Annotated in this window: 20 protein-coding genes; 7 read left to right on the top strand and 13 right to left on the bottom strand. The window is 59.0% G+C overall.

The window, feature by feature from the left end; translation table 11 throughout:
* Positions 1-206: 206 nt before the first annotated feature.
* Together clpP and BR48_RS0117220 are read right to left on the bottom strand one after the other, a co-directional pair.
* Positions 207-836: an ATP-dependent Clp endopeptidase proteolytic subunit ClpP gene (gene clpP, locus BR48_RS0117225; protein ID WP_027232448.1), complete on the bottom strand. Its 630-nt coding sequence runs from the start codon at positions 834-836 to the stop codon at positions 207-209.
* A gap of 130 nt (positions 837-966) precedes the next feature.
* Positions 967-2,070, bottom strand: a complete 1,104-nt coding sequence (locus tag BR48_RS0117220; RefSeq protein WP_027232447.1) for an FAD-dependent oxidoreductase — start codon at positions 2,068-2,070, stop codon at positions 967-969.
* Between the two features lie 88 nt (positions 2,071-2,158).
* Here BR48_RS0117220 and BR48_RS0117215 point away from each other — a divergent pair, with 88 nt between their 5' ends.
* Positions 2,159-3,403, top strand: a complete 1,245-nt coding sequence (locus BR48_RS0117215; RefSeq protein ID WP_245273552.1) for a cytochrome P450 — start codon at positions 2,159-2,161, stop codon at positions 3,401-3,403.
* On the opposite strand, the gene BR48_RS0117210 is transcribed toward BR48_RS0117215, so the two are convergent.
* From BR48_RS0117210 to BR48_RS0117190, 5 genes are all read right to left on the bottom strand, one after another.
* Positions 3,404-3,748, bottom strand: a complete 345-nt coding sequence (locus tag BR48_RS0117210; protein ID WP_027232445.1) for a cupin domain-containing protein — start codon at positions 3,746-3,748, stop codon at positions 3,404-3,406.
* 4 nt (positions 3,749-3,752) lie between these two features.
* Positions 3,753-5,039: an O-acetylhomoserine aminocarboxypropyltransferase gene (locus BR48_RS0117205; RefSeq protein ID WP_027232444.1), complete on the bottom strand. Its 1,287-nt coding sequence runs from the start codon at positions 5,037-5,039 to the stop codon at positions 3,753-3,755.
* 152 nt (positions 5,040-5,191) lie between these two features.
* Positions 5,192-5,629 (bottom strand): CoA-binding protein, encoded by a 438-nt coding sequence (locus BR48_RS0117200; protein ID WP_027232443.1) that lies wholly within the window; start codon positions 5,627-5,629, stop codon positions 5,192-5,194.
* A 6-nt stretch (positions 5,630-5,635) separates the two neighbouring features.
* The gene (locus tag BR48_RS0117195) at positions 5,636-6,451 is read right to left on the bottom strand and encodes an enoyl-CoA hydratase (RefSeq protein ID WP_027232442.1); all 816 of its coding nucleotides are present in this window, start codon (positions 6,449-6,451) and stop codon (positions 5,636-5,638) included.
* Positions 6,452-6,466: 15 nt separating this feature from the next.
* Positions 6,467-7,015: a hypothetical protein gene (locus BR48_RS0117190; RefSeq protein WP_036814799.1), complete on the bottom strand. Its 549-nt coding sequence runs from the start codon at positions 7,013-7,015 to the stop codon at positions 6,467-6,469.
* 53 nt (positions 7,016-7,068) lie between these two features.
* Here BR48_RS0117190 and BR48_RS0117185 point away from each other — a divergent pair, with 53 nt between their 5' ends.
* A complete protein-coding gene (locus BR48_RS0117185) occupies positions 7,069-7,524 on the top strand; it encodes a PaaI family thioesterase (protein ID WP_027232440.1) in 456 nt (151 codons plus the stop codon).
* A gap of 15 nt (positions 7,525-7,539) precedes the next feature.
* Here BR48_RS0117185 and BR48_RS0117180 read toward each other — a convergent pair whose 3' ends face one another.
* From BR48_RS0117180 to BR48_RS0117170, 3 genes are read right to left on the bottom strand one after another with little or no spacing between them, the layout of a single operon-like run.
* Positions 7,540-8,175: a hypothetical protein gene (locus tag BR48_RS0117180; protein ID WP_027232439.1), complete on the bottom strand. Its 636-nt coding sequence runs from the start codon at positions 8,173-8,175 to the stop codon at positions 7,540-7,542.
* Positions 8,176-8,186: 11 nt separating this feature from the next.
* On the bottom strand, positions 8,187-10,343 hold the full coding sequence (locus BR48_RS0117175; protein ID WP_027232438.1) for a xanthine dehydrogenase family protein molybdopterin-binding subunit: 2,157 nt from the start codon (positions 10,341-10,343) through the stop codon (positions 8,187-8,189).
* 3 nt (positions 10,344-10,346) lie between these two features.
* On the bottom strand, positions 10,347-10,805 hold the full coding sequence (locus tag BR48_RS0117170) for a (2Fe-2S)-binding protein (protein WP_027232437.1): 459 nt from the start codon (positions 10,803-10,805) through the stop codon (positions 10,347-10,349).
* Between the two features lie 266 nt (positions 10,806-11,071).
* Between BR48_RS0117170 and BR48_RS0117165 the strand changes: the two genes are divergently transcribed.
* On the top strand, positions 11,072-12,007 hold the full coding sequence (locus BR48_RS0117165; protein ID WP_036814797.1) for a DUF930 domain-containing protein: 936 nt from the start codon (positions 11,072-11,074) through the stop codon (positions 12,005-12,007).
* Between the two features lie 113 nt (positions 12,008-12,120).
* On the top strand, positions 12,121-12,693 hold the full coding sequence (locus BR48_RS0117160) for an HdeD family acid-resistance protein (protein WP_036814795.1): 573 nt from the start codon (positions 12,121-12,123) through the stop codon (positions 12,691-12,693).
* Between the two features lie 9 nt (positions 12,694-12,702).
* Here BR48_RS0117160 and BR48_RS0117155 read toward each other — a convergent pair whose 3' ends face one another.
* A complete protein-coding gene (locus BR48_RS0117155; RefSeq protein WP_036814840.1) occupies positions 12,703-13,380 on the bottom strand; it encodes a pentapeptide repeat-containing protein in 678 nt (225 codons plus the stop codon).
* A gap of 185 nt (positions 13,381-13,565) precedes the next feature.
* Complete coding sequence (locus BR48_RS0117150) at positions 13,566-13,976, bottom strand: cupin domain-containing protein (RefSeq protein WP_027232433.1); 411 nt, start codon at positions 13,974-13,976, stop codon at positions 13,566-13,568.
* A gap of 218 nt (positions 13,977-14,194) precedes the next feature.
* Between BR48_RS0117150 and BR48_RS0117145 the strand changes: the two genes are divergently transcribed.
* Positions 14,195-14,620 carry a hypothetical protein gene (locus tag BR48_RS0117145; RefSeq protein ID WP_027232432.1) on the top strand — a complete coding sequence of 142 codons (426 nt, stop codon included), beginning with the start codon at positions 14,195-14,197 and terminating at the stop codon, positions 14,618-14,620.
* Here BR48_RS0117145 and BR48_RS0117140 read toward each other — a convergent pair.
* Complete coding sequence (locus tag BR48_RS0117140) at positions 14,612-15,583, bottom strand: HAD family hydrolase (protein ID WP_027232431.1); 972 nt, start codon at positions 15,581-15,583, stop codon at positions 14,612-14,614. The genes BR48_RS0117145 and BR48_RS0117140 overlap by 9 nt on opposite strands.
* 255 nt (positions 15,584-15,838) lie before the next feature.
* Between BR48_RS0117140 and BR48_RS0117135 the strand changes: the two genes are divergently transcribed.
* A complete protein-coding gene (locus BR48_RS0117135) occupies positions 15,839-16,429 on the top strand; it encodes an ankyrin repeat domain-containing protein (RefSeq protein WP_027232430.1) in 591 nt (196 codons plus the stop codon).
* Between the two features lie 44 nt (positions 16,430-16,473).
* Positions 16,474-16,983 (top strand): YHS domain-containing (seleno)protein, encoded by a 510-nt coding sequence (locus BR48_RS0117130; RefSeq protein WP_027232429.1) that lies wholly within the window; start codon positions 16,474-16,476, stop codon positions 16,981-16,983.

Below are 16,983 nucleotides of genomic sequence, written 5' to 3'. Positions count from 1 at the left end.
CAGTTTCCTTTCAGTATCGGCCCCGCTCTCTCAGGACCGTCACTTCCAACCGACGGAAGTGAATAGACGTATGCAGATCGGGCTTCCTAACTCACAATGGCTTAACGTAGCGTCTGTTGGCCTCTATGCAAGCCGGTTGTGTGGCAGAAAGTCCGCATCGGTGTCAAAAAATGTTCATTTCAGACCCCGATGCGGGAATTAGCCGGTTACTTTATCTCGCCTTCCAGAAGTTCGCGGGACTCAAGCACCTTGTCGATCAAGCCGAATTCAAGTGATTCCTGTGCCGTCATGAAATGGTCGCGGTCGAGCGTGCGCTCGATCGTCTCATAATCACGCCCCGTGTGCTTCACGTAGATTTCATTGAGGCGGCGCTTCAGCTTGATGATGTCCTGGGCATGGCGCTCGATGTCGGAGGCTTGTCCCTGGAAACCGCCCGAAGGCTGGTGCAGCATGATGCGCGCATTCGGCAGGGCAAAGCGCATGTCCTTTGCGCCGGCCGTCAGCAGGAGCGAGCCCATCGACGCGGCCTGACCGAAGCAGAGCGTTGCCACGGCGGGGCGAATGAACTGCATCGTGTCATAGATCGCCATGCCGGAGGTGACGACGCCGCCCGGGGAGTTGATATACATGTTGATTTCTTTTTTCGGATTTTCCGATTCAAGGAAAAGCAGCTGCGCGCAGATCAGCGTCGCCATGCCGTCCTCGATGGGTCCGGTAATGAAAATAATGCGTTCTTTCAGCAGGCGCGAGAAAATATCATAGGCCCGCTCGCCCCGATTGGTCTGTTCGACGACCATAGGCACGAGGTTCATAGCTGTTTCGATTGGATCTCTCATCGGTGGGCCTCAGCGTTTTGAGAATAATGGGGCATGCCCCAGATTCGTGGATGACACTTTCGATACATAGGGCTTCGCAACCCGTTTCCGCAAGATCCTCGCGTGACCATGCCGGGCGGGTTGCCAGCGATCATGCCGCTTCCGCGCGCAGCCAGCGTTGCAGCAAGGGCAGGCTGCCATCGTCGAGGGAGCGGGCGACACGCCTGCCGACAGCCGCACCAAACTTGTAGCCATGGCCGGAACAGGCTGAAACGACAAGGCATTTTCCGATTTCCGAAGCGAAGAAGCGCTCATCGGCGGTAAACGTGTAAGCGCAGGTGACCACGTCCACCACTCTGTACTCCGAAAGCCGCTTCATCGGCGGTGCGAAATGAGCGCGTATGGCCTCGCCCTCGCCCTCAGCCGCCACGCGGTCGAGATCAGCGTCGCTGCTCCGGCGCTTGTGAAGCCCGGTTCCGAATTTGAGACCACCACCGCCGCTTGCCGGTATGATGTAACCGTCAGTACCCCCACCGACGTCGAGGACCACGGGCGAATTCTCCCATGCTGACCGCAAGTCCGCAGGCGGGTCGAGATAGACAACGGCGGTGCGATAGGTTGTCAGGTTTGTTGCAAGCTCCGGGAAGAGTTTGGTGACCCAGGCGCCTGCGGTGACGATCACGCGATCCGCTTCGATGACTGTGCCATCGGCGAGGCGAACTGTGGCCAAATCCGTGTCGACCGAAACGACCCGGGCGTTTTCCATGACCCTCGCGCCCTTTTCGCGCAGCCAATGCGCCAAGTCCGTTGCGATTTTTCGGCAATGAAGCGCGCCGCCCTCCGGCGAGAAGAACGCGTAGCGGAACGTGCCTTCCTCAAGATAGGCGTAGCGCTCAACGGCATCCCGGGGCTCATAGATTTCGAGCGGATAGCCTCCCTGCTCAAGCCCTTCACGATATTCATCCGTGTCATCGCCGGCCTCCCGCGATACGCAAATGAAACCGCGTGGATCAAGGTGGCTCGTCCCAATATCGTGCCAAAGCTCGTCCCAGGCCTCGTAGGCTTCGGAGATGGCGTCGGCATATCCGCAGGCCTTGCCATAGGCCCGCCGTATGATGCGGTGGTGATCGCCCGAGGCGGCGAGCGGATTGGGGATCGGGCCCTGTTCAAGGAGCGTGACCAGATGGCCGGCCTTGGTCAGGGACCAAGCCGTCGACAATCCGGCGATGCCAGCGCCGACAATGGTGATTTTCATGGTGGGATTCCTGTATCAGTCTTGGGGGCTGAAATATGAAACGATATGTAGTGAATGCTCAACCCCTGATCACGCATGGAAAATGCCAATGTCCCTCCCCGCATCGTTTCGCCACGATCCTAAACACCGCCATCTGCAGCTCGATCCGCTGGACCCGAGCTTCTTTCAGGACCCCTACCCGGCCTATGCGCACCTCCATGCGACAGGTTCCAGTTTCTTCTGGGAGAACTACGGATTCTGGTGCTTCATCGGGTACGAGGCCGTCAACCGGCTCTTGCGTGATCGGCGTTTCGGTCGGGAAAAGCGGCACAGCGATGCCGATTCGCAAGGCAGAGCCGGGGACCGTTCGCATCTGATTGATTTTGATCACATCGAGAAGTTCTCGATGCTTGAACTCGAGCCGCCGGTCCACACGCGGTTGCGCACGCTGGTCAATCGCGCTTTCGTTTCGCGTCAGGTGGAGCGGCTGCGCCCTCGCATCGAAGCGCTGGCAAACGATCTGATCGACAAGTTCGAGCCAAGAGGCCAAGCCGACCTGATCGCGGAATTTGCCACGCCTATTCCCGTGACTGTTATCGCGGAAATGCTTGGCGTGCCGACGCAAGCCGCGCCGCAACTTCTGGATTGGTCACACCGCATTGTAGCTATGTATATGCATGGCCGCACCCATCAGTCGGAAGAAAGCGCGAACGCCGCCGCGGCAGAGTTCTCGCAATTTCTGCGCGACTATGCCGGCAAGCGCCGGTCAGAACCGGCCGATGACCTCTTGAGCCTCTTACTTGCGGCGGAGGCAGACGGGGCAAAGCTGACCGAAGACGAACTCATTACAACTGCCATCCTGCTTCTCAACGCCGGCCATGAGGCAACGGTGCACCAGACCGGTAATGCGGTTAAGACCATCCTTGAAAGCGGTACACATCCCGCAAGCCTTCTGGCCGATGCGGAAACCACGGCCAAAACCGTGGAGGAATGCATCAGGTACGACGCACCGCTCCACATGTTTACCCGCTATGCCTATGAGTCGATCGATCTCGGGGATGGCATCAAGCTCAAGCCCGGCGACCAAATCGGATTGATGCTCGGCGCTGCCAACCGCGACCCGCTGGTCTTTCAATCGCCCGAGACTTTCCGGCCCGACCGCACGGACCAGAAAAATCTCTCATTTGGCGCAGGCATCCACTTTTGCATCGGCGCGCCGCTGGCGCGGCTTGAGCTGCAGGTGGCGCTCAAGGTGCTCTTCGACCGGTTACCCAATCTGGGGTTTCGCGACGTGCCGCGCTATCGCAACACCTACCATTTCCACGGGCTCGAAAGGCTCGACGTCACCTGGTAATCAAAGCCTGATCACATATTCCTTGCGCGTCGTCTCCAGGACTTCCCACGTTCCGCGAAATCCCGGGCGCAAAACGAAACTGTCGCCGGCACCGAGGTGATGCGGGTCGCCACCTTCCTCGGTGACAATGGAGCGGCCTGAAAGGATGTGGCAAAACTCCCACTCGTCATAGACGATCTGCCATTTGCCCGGCGTCGCCTCCCAGATGCCGGCATAGAGGCCGCCATCCGCCTCGTCGGCGTTCCAGGTGCGGAATTGCGGGTTACCCGAAACGACCCGGTCCGCCGCAGGCGCTCCGAGTTCCGGCTCGATTCCGTCAATGCCGATTTTAACGAAGTGCCCCATGGAATTAGCCTGCCTTGCTCAATGCCTGTTCGAGATCGGTGATGATATCTTCAACACTTTCAATGCCGATGGAAAGCCGTACCACGTCAGGCCCGGCCCCTGCCGCGACTTTCTGTTCGTCGCTTAGCTGGCGGTGGGTGGTGGACGCTGGATGGATGACCAGCGATCGCGTATCGCCAATATTGGCAAGGTGCGAGAAGAGTTGCAGCGCCTCGACGAATTTGACGCCGGCGTCGTAACCGCCGCGCAGGCCGAAGGTGAAAACGGAACCAGCGCCCTTAGGCGCATATTTCTGCTGCAATGCGTGATAGGCGTCCTCGGGCAGGCCGGCATAGCTGACCCACGCAACCCCCTCCTGCCTTTGCAACCATGTGGCGACCGTAAGTGCATTTTCGGCATGGCGCTGCATGCGCAGCGGCAAGGTCTCAATACCCGTGAGGATCTGGAACGCATTGAACGGCGAAAGCGCCGGACCGAGATCGCGCAGGCCAAGAACGCGGCAGGCGATGGCAAAGGCAAAATTGCCGAAGGTTTCGTGGAGTACGGCGCCGTTATATTCCGGTCGCGGCTCCGACAGCAGGGGATAATTGCCGGATTTCGACCAGTCGAAGGTGCCGCAATCGACGATGATCCCACCCATGGAACTGCCATGGCCGCCGAGAAACTTGGTGGCGGAATGCACAATGATATCGGCGCCATGCTCGATCGGCCGGATGAGATAGGGCGACGCGAGCGTGTTGTCGACGATGAGCGGGATGCCGCGGCGATGGGCTATCTCGGCGATGGCCGCAATATCCGTAATGATCCCGCCCGGATTGGCGATGCTTTCGATGAACACCGCCCGTGTACGATCATCGATCTGCGCTTCGAACGAGGCGGGATCGTCGCCCTCCGCCCAGCGCACCTGCCAGCCAAACGATTTGAAAGATTGGCCGAACTGGTTGATCGAGCCGCCATAAAGCTTGTTCGACGCAACGAAATTGTCGCCCGGCTGCAGAAGGGTGTGGAAGACCAGAAGCTGCGCCGCATGACCGGAAGCTACACTCAGCGCGGCGGTGCCCCCCTCCAGCGCTGCGACCCGTTCCTCCAGCACCGCATTGGTCGGGTTGGTGATGCGCGAATAAATATTGCCGAAAGCCTTCAGCCCGAACAGCGACGCTGCATGGTCAGCATCCTCGAAGACGAACGCGGTCGTCTGATAGATCGGCGTCGCGCGTGCGCCTGTCGCAGGATCGGGCTTGGCGCCAGCGTGAACGGCAAGTGTTTCTATTCCGGGTGCGCGATGCGCCATGGTGTTCCTCCTGTCGGGATAATCGGGCAAACTATGGAATGACGACGCTGGAGCCTACAGCGCATGTTTGCAAAGCAACACCGACCAATTTCAGCCCAAGCTTGAGATTCCAATGCCTTGGACAATGGTTTCGGTGAAATCGAACCGGCGGCTCACCCCTGATCGAGACCGAGCAATGCATACTCGATGGCCGGGCAGCGATCCATTACCACAGTCAGACCAGCCGTTTCGGCTTTGCGCGCCGCACCCTCGTCGCGCACCCCAACCTGCGCCCAGAAGACTCTCGGGCGCTGCTCCAGCGCCAGGACCTCATCGACGAGTGCGGGGAGCGCCGCCGAATTGCGGAACACATCGACCATGTCGAACGGCTCGGGAATATCGGCAAGGCGGGCGTAGACCGTTTGGCCATGAATCTGCTTGCCCTTGTGCCCGGGATTGACCGGAAAGACCTTGTAACCCTTGGCGAGGAGGAACTGCATCACCGTGTTGCTGGGGCGCGACTCATTTGGAGACGCACCGACAAGGGCTATGGTCTTGACCGAAGTCAGGATGCGGCGAATGAAACTGTCGGAATAGTGGTTGTGGTCCATGAGGGGTTACTCACCTTTCCACTCGGGCGAACGCTTCTCGATAAAAGCATTGATACCCTCTTCTGCGTCTCGCGCCAGCATATTCTCGACCATGATTCCTGCCGCATAGTCATAGGCTGCGGTCAGCCCCATTTCGAGCTGACGGTAAAATGCCTCCTTGCCGATCTTCACGGTCAAAGGCGATTTTGCTGCAATGCTTTGCGCATATTTCCTGACAATCTGATTGAGATACTCCTGCGGCACGACGCGATTGACGAGGCCGAATTCGCGCGCCGTCGACGCATCGATGGTTTCACCCGTGAGCAACATTTCCATCGCCTGCTTGCGTGATACATTGCGTGAAAGGGCGACCATGGGCGTTGAACAGAAGAGCCCGATATTGACGCCCGGAGTGCAGAATGTCGATTTGTCGGAACAGATCGCCAGATCGCACGATGCGACGAGTTGGCACCCCGCCGCGGTCGCAAGCCCATCGACAGCAGCGATCACCGGGCGCGGATGCCGGACGATTTCCTGCATCAGTTCTGCACAGAGGCGCATGGTGGCGTCAAAGAAGGCGCGGCCACGATCTTCGTCACTCCGATGCGCGGTCATTTCCTTCAGATCGTGCCCGGCGGAAAAAAGCTTGAGGCCGGACCGGAAGATGATCACACGCACACGTTCGTCCTCGCGCGCAGATCGCAACAGGTCGAGCAGCATCTGCATCATGGCAAGTGAAAGCGCGTTTGCCGGAGGATTTTGCAAAGTCAGCAGCAGAATGCCGTCCGACAGTTCCGACGCGATCATGGGCTCTTCCTTGCGGATGGCGTGAATTTCTCCCATCGAACTCCTCTTGGATTATTGGCCTGGCGGTGCCCAAAGATCATAGAACGGCTTCAGCGTTCGCAGATGGCGCTGGACGATTGCGAGGTTCTCTGGCGTGGGCCTCGCGCTTTCCACCCGCGCAAGACCCGCCTTCAAGCCGTTGATCATATCAGCCTTTTCCTGATCGTTAAGATTGGTCATGGCAGGAATGGCGTCAATCGCCTTTTCTACTTCAAGGCGCGGATCGGGATTGGTCGCCCAATGATAGGTCACCATGATCGTGTTGGTGGTGTTTACCCAGTCGGTAAAGTTGGCAAAGCCGAATTCGGCCGCTGTCTCATCAAGCGCCGCCTGGCGCTGGGCCGCCTCACCCTGCCCGTTTACCTCCCTCGCCCGGGCCGCAACCGGTGCGAAGCCATAAAGAAAGCGCGTGATCATGTCTTCCGTCAGCGCAACGGGACGTTCCGGCAGGCTGAACGGCTCGATCGCCTGCATGGGCGGCGGCGGGTTTTGAGTAGCGAGCACCCCGACATAGACGAGTGCGGCGATGCACGATGCAACAACTAATCCCGGCGGTTTCATGCGCTCATCCTTGTCAAGACGATGCAGTTGCTTAGTTTGAAAATAGCAGCGAAATGCTAAAGAAAACAATCGGGAGGGCTATTGTGGCACCGTTGATGGACGTCGAAGCGCTGACATCGTTTCTGGAACGTGAATTTCCGCAGGTAAATGCTGACGGTATGACATTCATCGTTACCGACGCAGGTGAGGGCTTCGCCTCGATGCGTCTCGATCCGAAGGACCGTCATCTGCGGCCCGGCGGAACGGTGTCGGGGCCGACACTTTTCGCCCTCGCCGATCTTACGGCCTATGTAGCAATCCTCGCGCAGATCGGTCCCGTAGCGCTCGCTGTCACGATCAATCTCAACATCAATTTCCTGCGCAAGCCCGAACTTGGCGCAATCGACGCCACGGCACGCGTGCTAAAGCTTGGCAAACGTCTAGCTGTCGTCGATATCTCCATGACGAGCGCCGTGAGCGGCGAACTCGTCGCCCACGCCACATCGACCTATTCTATTCCACCTAAATAACGGATTGGCGCATGCCTACGACGGGCAAGCAGCGCCCGTCTCGACCCAGGCGCGGATCAACTCGCCGAATTCGGCTTGCGTGCCCGGCACGGGCTCACGTCCCTCGCCCGGTTGCCAGCCCCATCCGACAAGATCGTCATGGGCCATATGCTCGACAATCTGGTCGAGCGTCTTGCCGCCATTGCGCTGCGGATCCTTGATCTGGCTGCAAATTTGACCGAGCGACTTGCCCTCCCAGGCCATTTCGATGGGCGCCAGGTGCCAGTTGCCATTACCGGGGATGCTCTTGATGGTTTCGGCCTGCCCTACAACCTTGACGTTTTCCGGGCCATGGCAGGTGCTGCACATCATGCCGGGGACGCCCATGCCGGCCTCGCCCCGCGTGACCGGCGGCTGGTGCACATGCATCGACATCGACTGCAGCGGCCTGTCGGTCGCCGGATGGCAGTTCACGCAGCGCGGATGCTGGATCACCTTGCCGGCCTCTTCGAAAAGCGCCACCGAGCGCTGATTTTCATCAGCAATAGCCTGAAAGGCAGATGCCGGTTTCAGGGCGTTCACCGGGTTGTCCTGCGCCATCGAGATATTCGAGACGGCAAGGGCGGCGTTGATGGCAACCGCCACGGAGACGTAAGCGAGGTTCCTGTTCATTGCGCGCCCCCTCAAACCGAGCCGATACTGACGATCGGCAGCCGCCGCACGGCGCCATGGCCGAGGCGGCGCCAGGCGTTAGCAATGGCCGGCCCGACAGGCGGAACCCCGGGTTCGCCGACGCCCGTCGGCTTTTCGCTTGAAGGGATGATCGCGACCTCCACCGCAGGCATCTCGTTGATGCGCAATGAACGGTAATCGTGGAAGTTGGACTGCACGATCTTGCCGCCTTGGCCTAATGTGACAGCGTCGAAAAGAACCGCGCCGACGCCATAGCCGATGCCGCCCTCCATCTGCGCCTTGATGACGTTGGGGTTGATCGCCACACCGCAATCGACGGCGCACCAGACCTTGTGAACCCGCGGCGCGCCATCATCGCCGGTCGATACTTCGACGATCTGCGCGACATAGGTGCCGAAGCTCTTGACCACCGCAACACCGCGCTGGCGCCCTTCAGGCACGGCGGAACCCCAGTCGGCCATTTCGGCAACCTTCTTCAAGGTTTCCATATGGCGCGGCTCCTTGCTCAGGAGCGCAAGCCGTCCCTCGACCGGATCCTTGCCCACCTTCTGCAGTAGCTCGTCCATGAAGGTTTCGACCGCAAAGCCCGTGTGCGTATGACCGACCGACCGCCACCAAAGCGGCGGCACGGCAAGGGAAACATTGTGCGAGATGACGCGCAGGTTCGGTATGACATAGGGCAGGTTCGCCGCTCCTTCGACGGAGGTTTCGTCGAGGTCCGCCTTGGCCATTATGGATTGGCCGACGATTGTCTGATCCCAACCGACAACATTGCCGTTCGCGTCGATCGCGCCGCGCATCCTGTGCATGTACATCGGGCGATAGAAGCCGCCGCGAATGTCGTCTTCGCGCGTCCACATATGTTTCATCGGCCGCTTTCCGTCGGTTGCGGCGAAAACTGCCGCCGCTTCGGCGATATAGGGCGAGCCAAATTGCGCCTTGCGACCGAAGCTTCCGCCGGCGAGCTGCGTGTTGACCCGCACCTTCTCAGGATCGAGGCCGAGCACCTGCGCGGTGACCTTCTTGTCCATCGTGGGGAACTGCGCGCCGTTAAAGACATCGACCGATCCATCGGCCGCCTTGATAAACACCGCATCGAGCGGTTCCATCGGCGCGTGCGCGAGGAATGGAAAGACGATGTCGGCTTCGAGGGTCTGTACGCCGTTGCCGCTGAACGACTTTTCAACGTCACCGGTGTTGGCGGCTTCATGCCCATCGGTACCGAACAGCTTGGCAAAATCAGCAGTGAGTTGGTCGCTTGAACGTGTTTCGGCCTTCGACAGGTCCCACTCGACCGTGAGCGCGTCGCGGCCTTTCAAGGCGGAAAATGTGTTCTCGGCATAGACCGCCACGCCCTGCGGGATTGTCTTGACGTCAAGGACGCCGGGGATCTTGCGCGCTGCCGCGTCATCCACCGACTTGACGGTCGCACCGAAATGGTCCGGATGGGCGACGACAGCATAGAGCATGTTGTCGGCGGTAATATCGAGGGTGAACACAGCCGTGCCATTGGTTTTGCTTACCGTGTCGAGCTTCGGCAATTCCTGCCCGATAAGTACGAAGTCCTTGGGCTCCTTCAGTTTCGGCTCAGCGGGAGGGGTCTGCGTGGCAGCCTTGTCGGCAAATGCGCCAAAGCCGCTTTCCTTGCCGGACCCCGCATGTTTGATGCGGCCCTTTTCAACCGTGATCTCGGCTGCGGGAACACCCCATTCGGCAGCCGCCGCGGCAACCAGCATGGCGCGCGCCGTTGCGCCCGCCTTGCGCAATTGGTCATAGGAATTGGCGATCGACGTGGAGCCGCCCGTCCCCTGCAGGCCAAATGCCAGATTGCCGTAGATCTTGTCGTCGGCAGGTGAATGAACCGCGCGCATCTGGCTCCAGTCCGCATCGAGTTCCTCGGCGACGATGGTCGAAAGCCCCGTAAACGGTCCCTGGCCGAACTCGATGTGCTTGGAGAGCACGGTAACGGTGTCGTCAGTGCCGATCTTTATGAAGGCGTTGATCTGGGAAAGGCTCTTGTCGCCTCCCGCCTGGACGCCCTCTAGCGCAGACGCGCTGAAAACTTTCGGCGCGAGTGTGAATCCGATGACGAGGCCAGCGCCGGCGAGAAAGGAACGCCGAGTCGTTGTGAGAGCATTAAAGGTCATGGCTCAACCCTCCATCGTGTCGGCGGCGTTGTGGATGGCCTGCCTGATGCGGTGATAGGTGGCACAGCGACAGATGTTACCGGCCATCGCACCGTCGATATCCTCGTCGGTGGGCTTCGGCGTCAATTGCAAGAGCGACACGGCGGACATGATCTGGCCTGACTGGCAATAGCCGCATTGGGGAACGTCTATCGCGATCCATGCCTTGCGAACCGCCTCCGCTTCCTTGCCCTCGATGCCTTCGATGGTGATGACCTCCGATCCATCGACCGTCGAGATCGGCGTAATGCAGCTGCGCCGGGTCGATCCGTCGAGATGGACGGTGCAAGCGCCGCACTGGGCGATGCCACAACCGTACTTTGTGCCTGTCAGTTTTTCGAAATCGCGCAGGACCCAGAGCAGTGGGGTATCGGGATCCCCGTCGAAAGTCCGTTCCTGTCCATTTAGCTTGAAGGTAATCATGGCGAACTCCGCATCTGGCTTGCAACGCTTGTGCTTGCTTGAGTTGGTGTCTTCGTGGAGCTAAAGGCATAACATGATTTTTTTCGCCTGCGCCACGCGATGTCATCACCTCACGCCATCGTGAGAGCGCTGCATCCAGGGCGGGATCATCCTGCCTGCAGCCTTGCTCGTTTGTCCGGCCTGATCGGGGGCTAAACGTTCGTAGCGCGTGGAAGTTGCGCCGCTCATGCTGAACTTTTAGGATCCGATTGATCGGGAAACAGTCGATGCATGAGTTCGCGGAAAAATCGTCAAGAAGATTGGGATGGGGCGCGCCCCTTTCCGCGATCGTGCATATAGGCGTGATCCTGTTGCTGGTGCTGGGATTGCCTATGCCCTCGCCGGTCACAACGCCCCCGCAGGAGGTAGACGTGACACTTGTGCCACCTCCGCCGCCACCGGCACCGCCGCACCCCAAGCCCCAGGAGAAGCCGCCTGAAACGGCTGAACCTGCCAAACCGGTCGAGGTATTCGAATCTGCTGCCGCAAAGACCGACCAGAACGTGAAGGAGCCGCAACCGGCTCCGTCTGCGCCGAGCGATCCTGTCGAAGACCCGACTGACAAGCCTGCGGAACCGGAAAACAAGGCCGCTGCGGGTGGAAAGCCGACAGAAGCCGCGCCGAGCGCACCGGACCGGACAAGCCCGGACGGGCTTGCTGCGGCCGATGCCAAGTCATCCGAGGCGAATGCTGCTGCCGCGCCGAATCCGGCTCCGTCTCCAACCGCGTCTACCGCGCCAAAACCGGATGAAAGCAAGAAACCGGCTGCGGCCAAGCCCGCATCGCGACGCGGCAAACTTGTGGTGGCGCGCGAACTCTACTCCGCCGGGGCGCTGTTCGATCCGCGCGTCATGCAGGCGCTCGGGCGGTTGCCGCCGCGACAGCGCATGAAGCAGGTGTGCATGATAGAGGCGCTGGAACAAATCCGCCGCCAGAGGCCGGGAACGGACATACTTGTTCCATTTGGTGCGAGCGGAAGCAGCTATACCGCCACGACACTCGATGCCATCGGTGGTGCGTTCCGCAACGGTTCTAACTGGTACGACCTCGACTTCCATTGCAAGGTCGATAATGAGGGAACCAAGGTGGTCGCTTTCAGCTACGCGATGGGTAGCCTCGTGCCGAAGAGCGAATGGGTCAGGCGGCAGTTTCCTCTCGATTAGATCCTGATGATGGCTCTCCGCACGCACCGTTACTGTTACGTACTTGTTCCGACAGCGTAACCTCGCGAAAGTCGCCACATTTCAGTCGATCAATTTCCATCTGGAGAGCAACGATGTCGATGTCATTGGATCAAGCAGCTGAAGTCTATCGGGAAGCCATGCGGGCGACCGTCAAGCGGTACTCCCTGTGGTATCTGATCGAAGGAATATTGCTCGTCGTTGCGGGCGTTCTGGCGATCATCTATCCGGTGTTCTCATCCGTCGCGGTTATTCTGTTGCTTGGCTGGTTGCTTATTTTCAGCGGCATCCTGCAATGCATAGGGCTGTTCTATGCCCGCCATGTCCCGAATTTCTGGCTGCAGCTCATTTCCGTCTTCCTTGCCGTGCTGATCGGTTTCCTGTTCCTGCGCGATCCGGCGCAGGGTCTCGTTACAGTGACCTTGCTGCTTATCGTCTTCTTTATGATCGAAGGCATATCGAAGGTTGTCTTCTCCCTGACGATCCGGCCCTTCCCGCATTGGGGTTGGGTTCTCGTCAGCGGCATCATAGGCATTCTTCTGTCGCTGTTCCTGCTGATAAGCCTGCCGGTTACAGCGCTCTGGCTCATCGGTTTGCTGCTCGGCATCCAATTGATCAGCGTCGGAGGGGCGCTGGCGCAGCTCGCCTGGAAAGTACGCCATAGTTGAGGCGATTTCTCAGTTGTCGCGATCGTCGGGCGGGCACGGCCATCCCGACGGCGGGTTGAGGCCGGGAGGCAATTTGGTTTTGGCGTCACCGCAGGCGAGTTCGATCTGTCCCTGTTCCAACCCCTGCGCCGCCGAGAGATCGAGCCCCTCGATCCGCGTCAGATACATGAAGGCATGGTCGAAGATGATCGGTCCTTCAAATGTTGCATGACTAAGGTCAGCCCGGGACAGATTGGCCAGCGAGAAACGTACGCCGGTCAGGACGGCGTCATCGAAATCGGCGCGTCCAAGCTCGGCCTTTTCGAAGTTCGCTCCCGTCAGCTTGGCCTTAGCAAACCCGGATCGTTGCAGCTCCGCACTGGCGAAGTTGGCGCCTTCAGCGGAAATGCCGGTAAAATTGCTGCGGTAGGCCTCGACCTTGGAGAAGTTGGCCTTCTCAGCTGCGGCACCGGCCAGCGAAGCCCGCACCAGTGTCGCCTTTTCCAGGTTTGCCGATTTGAGGTTGGAGTTGCTGAGATCGGTAGAGGCAAAATCGGTGCTGAAGAGCTTGGCACCTTCGAGTTCGCTGCCGGGAATCATGATGTTGCGCTTTGTGCAATCGGTCCAGTCCAAACCCGGCGCTGCGGTGGAACCGCAATCTGCCGCCAACGCAGGTCCCAGCGGCAATATAGTGCAACCTGTCAACATGCAGGCGGCGAGGAACGCGCTCCGCCGCTTTACCGGAGCTGAGACTTCCATCACCACTTCCATTGAGACGCTCATACCGCACTCCGATTCTGTCACGCCATGGCAGCCAAGATAGCGCAGCGCATTGCCGAAACCAATTGATCCAACAGGCAGAAATACATTACCTCCGGCTCACGCGTATGCTGCTAGGGCACGACCGCATCGAGTTCCGGCAAAAGGACAACGCTTTCCTGCTCGTTTGGATCCGTGCGGGCAATAATTGCCGTGCAAGGCGTGTTGCTGAGATTGGCCGGCAGATGCGGCACGCCTGGAGGAATATAGAAAAGCTCGCCCGCATGGACGACAATGTGTTCCTTGAGCCCATCGCCGTACCAGGTATGTGCCTCGCCCGACAGCATATAGATCGCCGTCTCGTGGGCCTCGTGCATGTGCGCCTTGGCCCTCGCGCCCGGAGGAATCGTCAATATATGCATGCAAATTCCCGTCGATCCGACCGTCTCGGCGGCTATTCCTTCAAAGTAATTCAGTCCCTGTTTGCCGCCGTAGGTGTGATGCGGTTTGACCAGCCGGCACGTCGGTTTAGATTTTACGTCCATCATCGCCTCCATGAGAGGTAAGGGAAAGTCATGCACGTTTTAACCGCCAGCATAGCATGCAATGGCTGGGTAACCGCTGTGAAAACTGCCGTGGTTCACCCTCACGGGTGATGCGGCGAACCGGCGGTTCGATCAGTATCCATCCGCAAGCCAATGATTCGTCTTACTCATTATGCGTGCCCTGCGTCAGACCCTCGGTTGAATGTCAGGAGAACTGCATGCCGGACAGACACGAATTCTATCGTATCGAGATTTGCGGTCGCACATTTACCGGTACCGTCCACGCTGACGGTCCATACCTCAAACTGCTCGAGAGCCGCACCTTCGGTTATGGCGCCCCGCTGCGCTCGCATCTGGTGCTGTCGAAGGTCCCAGGGAGGCGCTATTACGCCATCTGCAGAAATTCCGAACCGCTCATATCGCTTCCCCTCTTCCTCGATGAGGATGTGGAACTGCTTGCCAGGGAATTTGGCATACCGATCGATGACAGATCCCGGCACTATTCATTTGAACGCAGCCCGGCCTCACGAGCGCTGAAGCAATGGTCGTTGCAACACCCTGAAATCGCTCGCGCCTGTTCGGGCCTGACGTCGCTCGTCCCTCGCTGGTACCAGGCAGGCCGTCGCCGCCTCGCTTCACTTTGACGGCGGGAAAATAACCTTCCAGTCGTTCTTCATGCTGACGACCTGCCAGCCCTTTGCGACTGCTTCATCCCAGCCTTTGTCGAACTTCGCCAGCTTGTCGGTGCGGTCGTAGGCATATTCGCGCTCGGCGTCGTCATGATGGATATAGACCGCCAGCCTCGCACCGCTTCCTGCGGTTGTATATTCAAGCATCTCCCGGTCGCCGTCGGAGTTGCCGATGGCCATGATTGGCCAGCGTCCAATGAAGCGATTGATACCCACGGGCTTGCCGGGACCGTCATCGATGAATTCGACCTTTGGTTCCTTCATCAACTCAGGCTTCCCGTCAGCCCCAAGCTGATATTTAACGACACCGGAGGAACCAATCACCTGCTCGGGCGGCACGCCATAGATCTTGTCGGCAAAGACGCGCATGAACTCAACGCCTCCGCCCGACACGATGAAGGTGCGGAAACCATTGTCGCGCAGGTAGGCGAGCAATTCGAGTTGCGGCTGGTAGACGAGTTCACCGTAGGGCTTTTGACGGACCGGATGTTTTGCCGTGGCAAACCAGTCGGCGACGGTCTTTGAAAATGCCTCTGTACTCATACCGGCGTGGGTCGCCGCCATGATTTCGAGCATGCCTTTCATGCCGGAGGCCTCGACCCCGGCGAGATCGTTGGCAAGAACGGACTTAAAGGGCTCCGTGTCCTTCCACTCGGGATGCTCCGGCGCCAGACGCTTGACTTCGTCCAAGGCAAAGAAAAGTTCAAAAGGCACAGGCTTTTCTGCCCATAGCGTGCCGTCATTGTCGAAGACGGCAATGCGGTCTACTGGCGCTACGAAATCGGCCGAACCATCGGTCGTGACGCGCTTGACGAAATCGACGATGGCTGTGCGGTTTGGCCCATCGTTCCAAGACGGCAGCGGGTCGGACTGTGCAAGGGCTGAACCCGCGTTTAGGAGCAGAAAGACGAAAAGAATTGCCCAAACCCTGGCGAGCCCATGAACGCGAACCCATCCCGATTTTGTGAAATTTCCCACGGCGACCCCTCCCGGCAACAGGTAACTTTCACTTATAAACGCTCGCGGCCGGCACAACTGGAAGTACGTAACTGTTACAATTCGAACAGCGCCTTTCGGGTGAAGCAAAAGCCTAATCCTTGTCCGGTGGGTATCGCCGTGATAATTTATCGTCATTCCGCTCAAGAGAATCCGAGATAGGGCGGAGGATGTGGGATGAAGATTCTTTATGGTTCCGTTCTAGGTATCCTGCTTGGGATCACAGCCGCATGGGCGGGTCCGCTGCACGATGCTGCCAGGGACGGGGATGTCGCTCGCGCGAAACAACTGATCGACCAGGGCGCAAAGGTGGGCGAACCCGATGAAACGGGCGAACCGCCATTGGTCATTGCTGCATTGAATGGTCGCAAGGATGTGGTCGTGCTATTATTGGAACGTGGTTCCGATATCGAGATCCGTAACAAGGGCGGCCTGACCGCTTTGCACGCTGCTGCCTATGGCGGCCATCTCGACGTGGTGGAATTGCTCGTTTCGAAGGGCGCTGCAGTCAACGATCAGAAGAACTTTTATCACATGTCGCCCCTGCATGCCGCCTCCGAGGAGGGCCATGCAGATATCGTTGCATTTCTCCTGGCGAACAAGGCCGAGGTCGAGGCAACGGAACGGAATGGCTACACGCCTCTAAGCCAGGCGGGCTGGCGTGAACATTGGGATGCAGCCGACCTTTTGATCAAGGCGGGTGCTGTCTGCCAGAAGGCCGACCTTGTCGGCGAGCGGCTTTACGACGAATGCACCAAGCGCAAATAGCGCGACGTTGCGGGCCGTCCAGATTCATGAATTGGAGGATTGGAATGTCAGATCACAGGCGGAGACACGCGATAGCGTTGGCAGCGGCCATTGGCATGCTTTCGTTCGCACAGCCCGTTGTGGCCGAGGAATTCGTCAACACCGGATATTTCGGAGACGTGGCGATAAAAGGGTACGATCCGGTCGCCTACTTCACCCAGCATGACGCCGTGCAAGGCAACCCGCAATATTCATATCATTGGCTGGGCGCGACCTGGCAATTTGCCAACGCCGAAAACCGCGACCTGTTCAAGGCGGATCCCGGCAAATACGCCCCGCAATATGGCGGCTATTGCGCTGACGGCGTTTCCTTCGGCACGGTAACGACCAACATCGATCCCAAGGCATGGCGCATAATCGAGGGCAAGCTTTACATCAGCTACGACCCCGGTACGGCAGAGGGCTTCGAGAAAAGCCCGACCAAGCTTACCGACTCGCAAAAGCACTGGTCGGAGGTCGAGCAGACACTTGTCTCTGAAAAGCAGGACAAGAATTGGGAAGCTCCAGCCAACTAG

Source organism: Phyllobacterium sp. UNC302MFCol5.2 (assembly GCF_000686005.1).
GTDB lineage: Bacteria > Pseudomonadota > Alphaproteobacteria > Rhizobiales > Rhizobiaceae > Phyllobacterium > Phyllobacterium pellucidum.
This window is presented reverse-complemented; position numbering and strand designations above follow the sequence as displayed.